The sequence below is a fragment of the Mesorhizobium sp. L103C119B0 genome (genome assembly GCF_000502235.1).
In the GTDB taxonomy this organism is placed as follows: Bacteria; Pseudomonadota; Alphaproteobacteria; order Rhizobiales; family Rhizobiaceae; genus Mesorhizobium.
On record NZ_AYXE01000004.1, the window covers coordinates 310,236 to 324,029 of the forward strand.

The following is a 13,794-nucleotide window of genomic DNA, read 5'->3' on the forward strand; positions in this document are numbered from 1 at the left end:
ATGCGTTCGATATCACGGGCGGCGCGAATGTCAGAATCGCACTACCGGCAAGATGTTGATTTCCGCTGTCGTTTCGATCTCGCAGGGCTGAAATCGAGAAGCAGAGGCACCCGAGCAAGACCGAAAACGCTTCGAACCGCGCTGTTCGTTCAAAGCAGCAGCGCGTCCGCCTCTGTCCGCGTTGCTTAAGGTCGATCCGTCTGAAAGCGCCGACCTGCTACTGGGCGGCACCCGTATCGCCGCCGGCATCACCGCTGTCACCGGCGGCATCGCCACTTGCGTCACCGTTGTCGTCGCCATCCGCCGGCGCATCGGTCTGGCCGGGAGTCTTGGCGCCCTTGGCGGCGTCTTCAGCCTGCTTCTTCTGCAGTGCCCGGTAGCGGGCAACGTTCTCATTGTGCTCGGCAAGCGTGGTGGCAAAGACGTGGCCGCCGGTGCCGTCGGCGACGAAATAGAGATCATCGGTCTTCGACGGGTTGGCGACGGCTTCGAGCGCGGCGCGGCCGGGATTGGCGATCGGCGTCGGCGGCAGGCCATTGATCAGATAGGTGTTGTAAGGCGTCTGTTTCTGGATGTCAGATTGATAAATCGGCCGGTCGGCGGGTTTGCCCTTGCCGCCGAACAGGCCGTAAATGATGGTCGGATCGGATTGCAGCCGCATGCCCTTGGCCAGACGGTTGAGGAAGACGGCGGCAACGCGCGAGCGCTCGTCGCCCCGGCCGGTTTCCTTTTCGACGATCGAGGCCAAGGTGACGAAGTCGTCGACATTGGCCAGAGGCAGGTCGGGCGCGCGCCGCTGCCAGACCTCGTCGACCAGCTTCTTCTGGTCGGCGAGCAGCTTGTCGACCATCTGTTGGCGCGTGGCGCCGCGGGTAAAGCGCAGCGTGTCGGTGGCGAGGCTGCCCTCAGCCGGCTTGGCGGCCGGCATGTCGCCGGTCAGCGCATCCTGCTCGGCGATGCGCTGCAGCGCCTGCTCGACCGTCAGGCCCTCGGGAATGGTCAGCGAGTACATCACCGACTTGCCGCTCTTCAGAAGCTCCATGATGTCGCGCATGGAGGCGCGCGGCTTTATCTCGTATTCGCCTGCCTTCAGCGCTGAATCATTGCCATAGACCCGCACGGCGATGCGGAAGATGCGGGCATCGCTGATCAGCCCACGCCGTTCGAGCTGGTCGGCAATATCCTGGACGCCGGTGCTCGGCTTGACCAGGAAGGTGTCGCCGGCCACCGACGGGCCCGGTTCGTTGAATGCCTGCTTGCCGAAATAGAGCGAAACGCCGGCGGCGAGGATCATCAACATCACCGCGGAGATGACGAAGTTCATGAACACGACGACTTGGCTGCGCGAGGCGCGCGAGCGCTTTGGTGGTGGTGTGCCGGCTTCCGGGCGCAAAGCTTCGGCCGCGGTCTTCGGCACGATCGGGCCGGTCTGCTGGTTTTGTCCGAATTGTCCGCTGCCGCCCGGATTGGTGTTCATTAGCGCCCTACCATCTGATCTCTTAGAGCGACCATGCGCCCGATTGGACGCACAGCGTGCCCTAACATTTCAAGCCTACGCATCGTGCTTTTAAAAAAAGCGCCTTCGGTTTCAAGCCGATGCGACGAATCCCCAGCGGCAGAGTAGGCTTGAATATGGCAAAATTGACGACAGACCGCTGGCGCGCCGGTCGATACCGCAATCAGCCTGTATAACGCTGGAATACCAGCGAAGCGTTGGTGCCGCCGAAGCCGAAGGAGTTGGACAGCGCCACGTCGACCTGGCGATGCCGTGGCGTGTTCGGAACAAGATCGATCGCGGTTTCGCGTTCCGGGTTGTCAAGATTGATGGTGGCTGGCGCGATGTTGTCTCTGATAGCGAGGATCGAAAAGATCGCCTCGGCGGCGCCCGCGGCACCCAGGAGATGGCCGATCGACGACTTGGTCGATGACATCGAGATTTTCGAGGCGGCGTTGCCGACCAGCCGCTCGACGGCGCCGAGTTCGATCGTGTCGGCCATGGTCGAGGTGCCGTGCGCGTTGATGTAGTCGACGTCGGCGGGCGTCAGCCTGGCCCGGTTCAGCGCCGCCGTCATGCAGCGGAAGGCGCCGTCGCCGTCTTCGGCCGGTGCAGTGATGTGATAGGCATCGCCGGTCAGGCCGTAGCCGGTGACCTCGGCATAGATCTTGGCGCCGCGCGCCTTGGCGTGTTCGAGTTCTTCCAGCACGACGACCCCGGCGCCCTCGCCCATGACGAAGCCGTCACGGTCGCGGTCATAGGGACGCGAGGCCTTCTCAGGCGTGTCGTTGCGGTCGGTGGACAGTGCCCGGCAAGCAGCGAAGCCGGCAAGCGATAGTCTGGTCACCGGCGATTCCGCGCCGCCGGCCAGCATCACGTCGGCATCGCCGAAGATGATCAGCCGGGCGGCATCGCCAATGGCGTGCGCGCCGGTCGAGCAGGCGGTGACGACGGCGTGGTTGGGGCCTTTCAGCCCATGCCGGATCGATACCTGGCCAGATACCAGGTTGATAATGTTGCCGGGAATGAAGAATGGACTGATACGGCGCGGTCCGCGCTCTTTCAGGATGATAGCGTTCTCGGCGATGCCCTCGAGGCCGCCAATGCCGGAGCCGATCATGACGCCGGTGGCGCAGCGCTCGGCTTCGGTGCTGGGCTCCCAGCCGGAATCCTTCAGCGCTTCGTCGGCGGCCGCAATCCCGTAAAGGATGAAGTCGCCGATCTTGCGCAGTTCCTTGGGCTCGAGCACGGCTTCGGGATTGAGCGTGCCGTTGGTGCCGTCACCGCGCGGAATGACGTGGGCGATCTTGCAGGCAAGATCTTCCACTTCGAACTCGGTGACGCGCTTGGCGGCGCTGCGGCCGGTCAGAAGTTCCTTCCAGCTGTGCTCGAAGCCCATGCCGAACGGCGAAACCAGGCCAAGGCCCGTGACGACGACACGCCTCATCGCAGGTCCTCCCCGGTGATGACTGCGGATAGTGTCAGGCCGAAGCCTTGTCGATGTACTTCACGGCATCGCCGACGGTCAGGATGGTCTCGGCCGCATCGTCCGGAATCTCGACGCCGAACTCTTCTTCGAACGCCATGACGAGTTCGACCGTGTCGAGGCTGTCCGCGCCCAGATCATCGATGAAGCTCGCCTGCTCCGTCACCTTGTCGGCATCGACGCCAAGATGTTCGATGACGATCTTCTTGACGCGCTCTGCGGTGTCACTCATTTGGGGCATCCTCGTCTTTTGTTTGTCTGTCTTCGTTAGCGGGCAGAATGCCGCTAATCAAGCTGAAAGATGGTCCTGCGGGAAACGCAACGATGCCGGACCGGTTTTTGCCCGAACCGCCGGGTTGCGGGCCGCATTACACGAAAAATGGCCGAGGTCCAAGGCGAAATGGTCTCTTTTCACAAGCCGGCCATGTCTTCTTATCACCCGGCAATATCCCGTCAGATCATGGCCATGCCGCCGTTGACGTGGATGGTCTGGCCGGTGACGTAGGCTGCCTCGTTGGAGGCGAGATAGGCGACGGCCGACGCCACTTCAACACTCGTGCCCATGCGGCGCGTCGGGATCGCGGCCATTATCGCGTCTTTCTGCTTGTCGTTGAGCTTGTCGGTCATGGCCGATTCGATAAAGCCCGGGGCGACGCAGTTGACGGTGATGTTGCGGGTGGCGATCTCCTGCGCCAGCGACTTGGAAAAGCCGATCATGCCGGCCTTGGAGGCGCAATAATTGGTCTGGCCAGGATTGCCGGTGACGCCGACCACCGAGGTGATGTTGATGATGCGGCCATGGCGGCGGCGCATCATCGGATGGGTCAGCTCGCGGGTGAGCCGGAACACGGCGGTGAGGTTCACCTCCAGCACGCTGTCCCAATCCGCGTCCGCCATGCGCACGAACAGGCCGTCCTTGGTGATGCCGGCATTGTTGACCAGTATGTCGACGCCTTCGAGTTCGGCTTCGGCCTTCTGGCCAAGCGCCTTGACCTCGTCACGGTCGGCTAGATTGGCCGGGAACAGCTTTACCCGGTCGCCGAGTTCGCCGGCCAGGGTCTCCAGTTTCTCGATGCGGGTGCCGTGCAGGCCGACAATGGCGCCTTGCGCATGCAGCACCCGGGCAATCGCCTCGCCAATGCCGCCCGATGCGCCGGTGACGAGCGCCTTGCGGCCGGTCAGTTCGAACATTTTCGTCTCCTGATCTTAAGAGAACACCCTTCCCACGGGAGGGGTTGAATCGCCAGTGGATTATGCAAGCGCGGCCAGCGCCGCCTCGACATCGGCCGGCGTGCCGACGGCCGATGTGGCGATGTCGCGGTTGATCCGCCGCGCCAGGCCGGAAAGCACCTTGCCGGCGCCGATCTCAAACAGCGTGGCGACGCCATTGGCGCCGAACCACTCCACCGTTTCGCGCCAGCGCACGCGGCCGGTGATCTGCTCGACCAGGCGGCGCGCGATCTCGTCGGGGTCGCTGGTCGGGGCTACAGTGACGTTGGAGACGACGGGCACGACCGGTGCATTCTTGGTCACGCCGGCCAGCGCCTCGCGCATGACATCGGCCGCCGGCGCCATCAGCGCCGAATGGAAGGGTGCGGAGACCTGCAGCATCAGCGCCCGCTTGGCGCCCTTTTCGGTGCACAGTTTCGCGGCGAGTTCCACCGCCGCCCTGGCGCCGGAGATCACCAGTTGGCCGCCGCCATTGTCGTTGGCGATCTGGCAGACTTTGCCGGATCCCGTTGCGGCCTCGGTGCAAGCGGCTTCGACGTCGGGCTGTTCCAGTCCGATGATCGCCGCCATGGCGCCCTCGCCGGCCGGCACCGCCGCCTGCATGGCGTTGCCGCGGATGCGCAGCAGCCGGGCGGCATCGGCGACCGAAACGAAACCGGCCGCGGCAAGGGCGGAATATTCGCCGAGCGAATGACCGGCAACGTAGGCAACCTTGTCCTTCAGCGAAAAGCCGCGCGCTTCCAGCGAGCGGATTCCCGCCAGCGAGACCGCCATCAGCGCCGGCTGGGCATGGGCAGTCAGGGTCAGCGCCTCTTCCGGGCCTTCCCAGATCAGTTTCGACAGCTTTTCGCCCAACGCATCATCGACTTCCTCGAACACCCTGCGTGCCTCGGGGAAGGCGTCGGCGAGGTCCTTGCCCATGCCGACAGCTTGGCTGCCCTGTCCCGGAAAGGTGAATGCGACGGCCATTTGGGCGCTCTCCAGCGGCTGATTTTTCCTGCCTGTGACGCAAGGCGGACCGTCAAGTCAAGCCCGGAGGCGGCATTTCCGCTCTCGCTTAAACCGGAGCTGACCTCGAGTCCCTGTTCCCAAAGGCTTTTTGCCGATCACACCTGATGAAAACCGCTCACGAATCGTTTGCTGGCTCTTCTTATTTTCGCCACAGGCGCTAGCTTTTGCATGACAGTTCTATGACAGAACGGTGGCGCGAGTGGAAATGCGCGTTGCTTGGGCCGGGGGAAGAGACGTGGCTAGGATCAGGAAGGGCGCGGCCGTACCCGCGCCACAGTTCTTGGAAGACGATCCGTCCACCGGCTACCTGCCGGGGCGCAGATGGCCGGTCATCCGCTACGGTCTGGTCACGCTGCTTGCCTCCGCCATCCTGGTGTTCGCCATCGAATGGATCGTGCGGGGCGACTTCTTCGGCACGGTCGACTTCTTCCTGCAGCCATTCAAGCCGGGCTGGACCACCATCATTGTCTTTGCATTGGTGCTGATGGGACTGGACGCCGTGCTTGGCCGCAGTCACCAGAGCCTGATGATCGTGGCGCCGCTGACGCTGGCGCTGGCCTTTGTCGGGCATCAGAAGTCGCATTATCTCGGCGATCCACTCTACCCAACCGATTTTCTTTATTCGCGCCAGATCATGGCACTGATGCCGCTCTTGGTGCGCGAACGGCCCTGGACGGCGCTCGCCATGGCGGTCGGCATCGTCGCCGGCCTGTCGCTGCTGATCTATGGCTGGCGGTTGTGGCGCCGCAAGGTTCCGATCCTCAGCCGCAAAGGGCGGCTGGCGCGGCTGACGCTGGCAGTGCCGCTGCTCGCCTTCTTCGTCTCGATCATGGACTACGCCACCTTCTCGTGGACCCGCGACCGGCTGCAGATCATCCCGATCATGTGGGACCAGAAGGAGAACTACGCCTCCAACGGGTTTGCGCTGGCCTTCGCGCTCAACGTGCCGATGGCGCATGTCTCGGCCCCGGCGGGCTATTCCGACAAGGCGATCGACGCGATCGACAGGCCTGATGTGGCGGCCTCGGTACCGGATGAGAAACCCGACATCATCGTGGTGATGAGCGAATCTTTCTGGGATCCGACCAAGCTGCCCGGCGTCACAATCACGCCTGACCCGATCCCCAATGTGCGGGCGCTGCGTTCCGGCTATATGTTCTCGCCGGAATTCGGCGGCATGACCGCCAACATCGAATTCGAGGCGCTGACCGGCTTTTCCAATGCCTTCCTGCCGGCGGGCTCGATCCCCTATCAGCAATATGTGCGCACGCCGACGCCGTCGCTGGCGACCTTCCTGAAAAGCGAGGGATACCGGGCGCGCGCCATCCATCCGGGCACCAACTGGTTCTGGAACAGGGGCGCCGTCTATGCCGATTTCGGCTTCAACGATTTCCGCTCGGAAGAGACGCTGCCGCCACTGGAAAAGCGCGGGCCGCTGGCTTCCGATGCCTCGATGACCGACGAGATCATCGCAGAGGCCGACGCCAGCGAGCGGCCGGTGTTCTTCTTCGCCGTCAGCCTGCAGAACCACGGTCCCTACGAGCCGTACCGCTATTACAATCCGACCCACAAGGTCGCGGCGCCGATCAGCACATGGGCGCGGGAATCGCTGCTCAGCTACGCCGAAGGCTCCGCCGATGCCGACCGTGGCCTCGAACGATTGATCGAATGGGCGAAGAAGCGCGAGCGGCCGACGGTCATCGCCTTCTTCGGCGACCATCTGCCGCCGCTCGGCCCCGTCTATGTCGAAACCGGTTACCTGAAAGACAATGTCGCGCCGCGCAAGGAACCGACGCCGGAGGCGGCACTGGAGCATCATCAGACGCCGCTGGTCATCTGGTCTAACCGCACCGGTCCGGCGCAGGATATGGGCGCGGTGAGCCCGGCCTTCCTGCCCTACCATATCCTTACCACGGCCGGGATCACGCACCCCTACTATACCGGCTTCTTAGGCGCGCTGCGCGAACGCTATCGCGTCGTGGATCGCAATCTGCTTTTGACACCGTCAGGTGAGGCCACGGCGGACTGGGCGCGGCAGAAGGACATCGATCCGGCGATCAACGATTTCCGCCTGCTGCAATACGATATGATGTTCGGCAAGCGTAAGGCGGCTCCGGACTTCTTCCCCGAAACGATCAACGGTCGTACCCCGCATACGAGTTGATGCCTGGTCTTTTCCAACCCTGCGACGCCAGGACGCTGTCCGGAGCATGCGTTACCCTTGCCTTCCAGCCAAATTGCTATATAGACGCCCGCAATCTGCCGGTCCTTGCTGGGGGCTGAACGGAGGGCCGGAGGTTTTATCCAAAACCTTCGTGTGAAGCCAGAAGCGCTTCCGCCTCCCGTGTCTCCGCTCTCGACCGTCTCGAAATGCTCCTTTCTTCCTCGCCCCCTCGGGACCAGCGGGTCAGAGAAGTTGCAGAGGCTTTTGCCGCGAGGATCCGGGAGAGAAACGAAGAAAGGCACTGAACCACTATGGCTCTATACGAACATGTGTTCCTTGCCCGGCAGGACCTCTCGCAGCAGCAGGTCGATGCGCTTGTCGAACAGTACAAGGGCGTCATCTCCGCAAATGGCGGGTCCGTCGGCCGGGTCGAGAACTGGGGACTGAAGTCCCTCACCTACCGGGTCAACAAGAACCGGAAGGCTTACTACACGCTTATGGACCTCAACTGCCCGCCGGCAGCGCTCAACGAGATGGAGCGCCAGATGGGCCTGTCCGAGGACGTGCTGCGTTTCCTGACCGTCAAGGTCGAGGCGCATGAGGAAGGCCCGTCGGCCATGATGCAGAAGCGCGAAGAGCGCTCGGAACGCGGCGGCTTCGGCGACCGCGACCGTGGCGATCGTGGTCCGCGCTCGTTCGGCGACCGTGATCGCGGCGACCGTGGCGATCGTCCGCCGCGCTCATTTGGCGATGCCGGTGGCGATCGTGGTCCGCGCCGTCCGCGCGAAGGCGTTGAAGGAGGTGCAGAATAATGGTCGACATCAATCAGATCCCGACCCGGCGCCCGTTCCATCGCCGCCGCAAGACCTGCCCGTTCTCCGGCGCCAATGCGCCCAAGATCGACTACAAGGACGTGCGTCTTCTGCAGCGCTACATTTCCGAGCGCGGCAAGATCGTGCCGTCGCGCATCACCGCCGTCAGCCAGAAGAAGCAGCGCGAACTCGCCAAGGCGATCAAGCGCGCCCGCTTCCTCGGCCTGCTGCCCTACGTGGTTCGCTAAGATCTCCGAAGCAGGCGGTTCGCCGCCTGCTTCCTTCTCCCACGGCGACGGGCGCCGCAGGGGTAATTTGATGATGCATGTCGTTGTCCCAAAACCGGGCCCACTCTTGGCGACGTGCATTGAAATCCCGAGTTGAGGTGAAAAGCCTCTAACTGCCGCGACAGGCAGGACAGCGACACCGGCGCCAAGGCGCTCAGAGCTTCCTGACCTGTTCCATTCAATTCGGCGCCGATCCCGCGGTCGGTGCCCAGACGAAGGAACAAGACCATGCAAGTGATTCTTCTCGAACGCGTTTCCCGCCTCGGCCAGATGGGCGATACCGTCAAGGTCAAGGACGGCTTTGCCCGCAACTTCCTCTTGCCGCAGGGCAAGGCGCTGCGCGCCAACGAAGCCAACAAGAAGAAGTTCGAAGGACAGCGCGCGCAGCTCGAAGCGCGCAACCTCGAGCGCAAGTCGGAAGCCAGCCAGGTTGCCGAAAAGCTCGACGGCAAGAGCTTCATCGCCGTACGTTCGGCCGGCGAGACAGGCCAGCTCTACGGTTCGGTGTCGACCCGCGACATCGCCGACCTGCTGACCGCCGAAGGGTTCTCGGTCAACCGCAACCAGATCCAGCTCAACCAGCCGATCAAGACCATCGGCGTCACCAATGTGGCGATTGCGCTGCATCCGGAAGTCGAGGTCACCATCAGCCTCAACATCGCCCGCACGGCCGACGAAGCCGAGCGCCAGGCCAAGGGCGAGACGCTGACCACCGCCGAAGCCATCTATGGCGACGACATCAACGACAATGCGCGGCCGGAGAACTTCTTCGACCCGAACACCGAGTTCGAAGGCGGCGAAGAAGACAACGCCTGATCCCGCACGGGGCCTGATCGGGAAGCAAGGGGAGCAGCGCTCCAATCACTTTCTCGTCATCCAGCCTTTCTGGACCAATGCCCGGGCCTCTCGCCCGGGCATTTTTGTGCCAAATGGAACTTTTCGAACCCCTATATATTGTTGCAGAATTGGTCCGCCAGTCTGACCGTGAGGGGACATTTGGTGATGAATATTCTGTTGAAACGCGTTCTCGACCGCCTGGTGCGTACGGGCAATCTGAAAGTCACCGGCCCGAAGGGCTCGACAGTGGTTTTCGGCGACGGCAGCGGCGAGCCGGTGCATATGCACATCAAGACCGCGCATGCCGAGCGCGCCATTACCTTCGATCCGATGTTGGCCGTGCCGGAAGCCTATATGGACGGCGAACTCGACATCATCGAGGGCGGCGTACTGGGTATGATGCGCATCGCCTTCCAGAACATGGGCAGTGGCGGTATCGACGCCACCTGGTCGAAGGCCATCGAGGGTCTGCGCCACGCCTTTCGCCGCCTGCAGCAGATCAACACCGCATCACGGGCGCGCCGCAACGTGCAGCGCCACTATGATTTGTCGGGTGACCTCTACCAGCTCTTCCTCGACGACGACATGCAGTATTCCTGCGCCTACTTCGAACAGCCGGACATGACGCTCGACGAGGCGCAGATGGCCAAGAAACGCCATATCGCCGCCAAGCTCAGGCTGAAGGCCGGCCAGACCGTGCTCGATATCGGCTCCGGCTGGGGTGGACTCGGCCTCTATCTCGCCAAGGCTTTCGATGTCGACGTGCAAGGCGTGACGCTGTCGACCGAGCAGCACGGCGTCGCCACCGACCGGGCGCATGCGCAAGGCTTGCAGGACCGCGTGCATTTCGACCTCAAGGACTACCGCGAACTCAACGAACGCTTCGACCGCATCGTCTCGGTCGGCATGTTCGAGCATGTCGGCGTCAACCACTTCCGCACCTTCTTCGACAAGTCGGCGACGCTGTTGAAGCCCGACGGCGTCATGCTCTTGCACACGATCGGCCGCTCCGGCGTGCCGTGGGCGACCAGCGCCTTTATCCGCAAGTACATTTTTCCGGGCGGCTACATTCCCTCGCTGTCGGAGGTGATGCCGGCGATCGAGAAGTCGGGGCTTGTGGTCACCGACATCGAGATTCTGCGGCTGCACTATGCCGATACGCTGAAGCATTGGGGCCAGCGCTTTGCCGCCAACCGCGACAAGGCCAAAGCCATCTACGACGAGCGCTTCTGCAGGATGTGGGAGTTCTATCTGGCGGCTTCGGAAGCCGCCTTCCGCTGGCAGGATCTGGTGATCTTCCAGATCCAGATCGCCAAGAAGAACGACACGCTGCCGATGACGCGCGACTACATGGCCAAATGTGAAAAGGCGCTCGAAATGCGCGAAATGGGGCATCGTCAGGAGGCGGCGGCCGCCGAGCCTGCTGTCGCCAGGTCTGTGCCTGCCAGGTCCGTTGCTGTCAGGTCCGTTGCGGCCAAGCCAGCGCGCCGTCGCAAGGTGGCGGATCGCGAATAACGCCTCGATTGCGATTGCCGCTTGCCATTGACGGCTCTGACACTGAAAAAGGTCTCGTTCTCGCGAGACCTTTTTTAATGACCTGCCTGCCCACCATCGCCACCACCCTTGTCGAGTTCGCCGGCGCCTCGGTGCTCGCGGCACGCGGAGCCTGAGCGTGGAACTCCCCGCCTCGCTGCGACAAGGCGTCGAGCGCCTGCTCGAAACGATACCGCTGGCGGTGCTGCGCCAGGCGGCGAAGACGCTGTCTGACCGCTACCGCGCCGAATTGCGCGACGGGCGCCTGCACATGGCCGAAGAGATGGCGGTAAAAGCCTATCTGGCGACGCGGCTGCCGGCGACCTACGCGGCGGTACGGGCCGGTCTCGACGAACTCGCCTATGCGCGGCCCGATTTCCAGCCAACGAGCTTGCTCGATGTCGGCGCCGGTCCTGGCACGGTGCTTTGGGCCACTACAGACCTGTGGCCCGACCTCGAAGAGGCGGTTCTGGTTGAAGCAAGCGCCGCGGTGCGCAAGGTTGGCCAGTCGCTCGCCCTTGATACCATCGCCACCAGAATGGACTGGCGCGCCGGCGACGTGACCATCGACCTTGCCGATCTTAAGCCTGCCGACCTCGTCACCTGCGCCTATGTGCTGGACGAGATCGCGCCGGCATCGCTGCCGAAGCTTGTCGGCCGGCTCTGGCATTTGACCGGCGACACACTGCTGATCGTCGAGCCCGGCACACCGGCCGGCTGGCAGCGCATCCTGGCAGTGCGCAGGCAATTGCTGGAGGCCGGGGCGCATGTGCTGGCGCCTTGTCCGCATGAGGCGCCCTGCCCACTTGAGCCGCCCGACTGGTGCCATTTTTCGCGCCGCGTCGCCCGCTCGCGCCTGCATCGCCTGGCCAAAGACGCCGACGTGCCGTGGGAGGACGAGAAATTCATCTACGTCGTGGCGTCGCGGCAACCCGCGCCTGTACGTCAGCCGCGCGTGATTGCGCCGCCGAAATCGGGCTCCGGCAAGGTGCTGCTCAAACTGTGCCAGCCGGATGGCGGCGTCGGCGAGACACTTTTCACCAAGCGCGAAGGCGAGCTGTTCAAGGCAGCGCGGCGGCTGGACTGGGGTGATACATTGGACGGAAGAAGCTGATAATCACCGAGATTGTTCTTGCTTCGTTCCAACGACTCGGATAAAAGTCAGCGCCTTTCTGAGTCAACCGGAATCGGGGCGCGGAAACACTCTTCTGTGGACGGTTTGCCGCCCCTGTGAACAAACGGGGCATCGAGGTTGATTGGTCGTGCGGTGATGCAGAAAGGTCAGCACCGATTTATCTCGTTCTGATATCGAGAAGCCGGGATCAAAATCGGGGACATCATGGCAGAGGCAGCGCGAAAATTCGGCGTGGCGGAGCAGCAACCGCTTTATCGTGAAGCGCCGAACAACATCGAGGCCGAACAGGCGCTGCTCGGCGCCATCCTCGTCAACAACGATGCCTTCTACCGCGTCTCCGACTTCCTCAAGGCCGGCCATTTCTACGAGCCGCTGCACCGGAAAATCTTCGAGGTCGCGGCCGAGCTCATCCGCATGGGCAAGGTGGCGACGCCGATCACGCTGAAAACCTTCCTGCCGGCCGACGAGAAGGTCGGCGACATGACGGTGGCGCAATATGTGGTTCGTCTGGCGGTCGAAGCCGTCACCGTCGTCAATGCCACCGACTATGGCCGCGCCATCTACGATCTGGCCACGCGCCGGGCGCTGATCACCGTCGGCGAGGACATGGTCAACATCGCCTATGACGCGCCGGTCGACATGGCGCCGTCCGAACAGATCGAGGATGCCGAGCGGCGGCTGTTCGAACTGGCCGAAACCGGCCGTTACGACGGCGGCTTCGAGAGCTTCACCGACGCGGTCAAGACCGCCGTCGACATGGCCAACGCCGCCTATATGCGCGACGGCCATTTGTCGGGCCTCGCCACCGGCATGCGCGATCTCGACCGCCGCATGGGTGGCCTGCAGGCGTCGGATCTGATCATCATTGCCGGCCGTCCGGGCATGGGCAAGACATCGCTAGCCACCAACATCGCCTTCAACATCGCCGAGATGTATGAGCCGGCGCAACAGGCCGACGGCTCGTTCAAGGCAGCCAATGGCGGCGTCGTCGGCTTCTTCTCACTGGAAATGTCGTCCGAGCAGCTCGCCACCCGCATCATTTCCGAACAGACGGAAATTTCGTCGTCAAAAATCCGCCGCGGCGAGATTTCAGAGATGGATTTCGAAAAGCTGGTCGCCTGCTCGCAGACCATGCAGAAGATCCCGCTGTTCATCGACCAGACCGGCGGTATCTCGATCGCGCAGCTGTCGGCGCGGGCGCGGCGGCTGAAGCGTCAGCGCGGCCTCGACCTCATCGTCATCGACTATATCCAGCTGATGCAGGGGTCGAGCGCGAAATCGTCGCAGAACCGGGTGCAGGAAATCACCGAGATCACCACCGGCCTCAAGGCGCTGGCCAAGGAACTCTCCGTTCCGATCATCGCGCTGTCGCAGCTGTCGCGTCAGGTCGAAAGCCGCGAAGACAAGCGCCCGCAGCTGTCCGATCTTCGCGAATCCGGTTCGATCGAGCAGGACGCCGACGTGGTGATGTTCGTCTATCGCGAGGAATATTATCTGAAGAACCGCGAGCCGAAGCCCGGCACCGACGAGTACATCAAGTGGGAACACGAGATGAACGAGATGCGCGGCAAGGCCGAAGTCATCGTCGCCAAGCAGCGCCACGGCCCGACAGGTTCGGTGAGCCTCGCCTTCCATGGCGAGTTCACACGGTTTTCCGACCTCGCCGAAGAGCATCATATTGCGGAGAGGTTCGAGTAGTCTGTTGAGAAAGGCCTCATTCCTTCGCATCCCCCTCTGTCCTGCCGGACATCTCCCCCTCAAGGGGGGAGATTGGATGTCATGTCGGCTTTCGCCAATTTTCAAC

General features: G+C 63.0%; 12 protein-coding genes. 7 read left to right on the plus strand and 5 right to left on the minus strand.

Annotation, left to right across the window (positions count from 1 at the left end; all coding sequences use genetic code 11):
* Window positions 1-217 precede the first annotated feature (217 nt).
* From mltG to fabD, 5 genes are all read right to left on the minus strand, one after another.
* Window positions 218-1,477: an endolytic transglycosylase MltG gene (mltG, locus tag X728_RS157250; protein WP_023672727.1), complete on the minus strand. Its 1,260-nt coding sequence runs from the start codon at window positions 1,475-1,477 to the stop codon at window positions 218-220.
* 202 nt (window positions 1,478-1,679) lie between these two features.
* The gene (fabF, locus tag X728_RS157245; protein WP_023731139.1) at window positions 1,680-2,942 is read right to left on the minus strand and encodes a beta-ketoacyl-ACP synthase II; all 1,263 of its coding nucleotides are present in this window, start codon (window positions 2,940-2,942) and stop codon (window positions 1,680-1,682) included.
* Window positions 2,943-2,976: 34 nt separating this feature from the next.
* Window positions 2,977-3,213, minus strand: coding sequence for an acyl carrier protein (locus tag X728_RS157240; protein WP_006203723.1), 237 nt, complete (start codon window positions 3,211-3,213; stop codon window positions 2,977-2,979).
* A gap of 221 nt (window positions 3,214-3,434) precedes the next feature.
* Window positions 3,435-4,172 carry a 3-oxoacyl-[acyl-carrier-protein] reductase gene (gene fabG, locus X728_RS157235; RefSeq protein ID WP_023685686.1) on the minus strand — a complete coding sequence of 246 codons (738 nt, stop codon included), beginning with the start codon at window positions 4,170-4,172 and terminating at the stop codon, window positions 3,435-3,437.
* Between the two features lie 60 nt (window positions 4,173-4,232).
* Window positions 4,233-5,180: an ACP S-malonyltransferase gene (fabD, locus tag X728_RS157230; RefSeq protein ID WP_023831140.1), complete on the minus strand. Its 948-nt coding sequence runs from the start codon at window positions 5,178-5,180 to the stop codon at window positions 4,233-4,235.
* Between the two features lie 277 nt (window positions 5,181-5,457).
* Here fabD and X728_RS157225 point away from each other — a divergent pair, with 277 nt between their 5' ends.
* The 7 genes from X728_RS157225 to X728_RS157195 all read left to right on the plus strand — a co-directional run bounded on the left by X728_RS157225 (window position 5,458) and on the right by X728_RS157195 (window position 13,688).
* Window positions 5,458-7,386 carry an LTA synthase family protein gene (locus X728_RS157225; protein WP_023693968.1) on the plus strand — a complete coding sequence of 643 codons (1,929 nt, stop codon included), beginning with the start codon at window positions 5,458-5,460 and terminating at the stop codon, window positions 7,384-7,386.
* Window positions 7,387-7,697: 311 nt separating this feature from the next.
* The gene (rpsF, locus tag X728_RS157220) at window positions 7,698-8,198 is read left to right on the plus strand and encodes a 30S ribosomal protein S6 (RefSeq protein WP_023672722.1); all 501 of its coding nucleotides are present in this window, start codon (window positions 7,698-7,700) and stop codon (window positions 8,196-8,198) included.
* Window positions 8,198-8,446, plus strand: a complete 249-nt coding sequence (gene rpsR, locus X728_RS157215; RefSeq protein WP_006203718.1) for a 30S ribosomal protein S18 — start codon at window positions 8,198-8,200, stop codon at window positions 8,444-8,446. The genes rpsF and rpsR overlap by 1 nt, the downstream gene beginning before the upstream one ends.
* 267 nt (window positions 8,447-8,713) lie before the next feature.
* On the plus strand, window positions 8,714-9,301 hold the full coding sequence (rplI, locus tag X728_RS157210) for a 50S ribosomal protein L9 (RefSeq protein ID WP_023672721.1): 588 nt from the start codon (window positions 8,714-8,716) through the stop codon (window positions 9,299-9,301).
* A 186-nt stretch (window positions 9,302-9,487) separates the two neighbouring features.
* On the plus strand, window positions 9,488-10,837 hold the full coding sequence (locus X728_RS157205) for a cyclopropane-fatty-acyl-phospholipid synthase family protein (RefSeq protein WP_023831141.1): 1,350 nt from the start codon (window positions 9,488-9,490) through the stop codon (window positions 10,835-10,837).
* A gap of 157 nt (window positions 10,838-10,994) precedes the next feature.
* A complete protein-coding gene (locus X728_RS157200; protein ID WP_023831142.1) occupies window positions 10,995-11,969 on the plus strand; it encodes a small ribosomal subunit Rsm22 family protein in 975 nt (324 codons plus the stop codon).
* 225 nt (window positions 11,970-12,194) lie between these two features.
* Window positions 12,195-13,688: a replicative DNA helicase gene (locus X728_RS157195; protein WP_023672717.1), complete on the plus strand. Its 1,494-nt coding sequence runs from the start codon at window positions 12,195-12,197 to the stop codon at window positions 13,686-13,688.
* The last annotated feature ends 106 nt before the right edge of the window (window positions 13,689-13,794 follow it).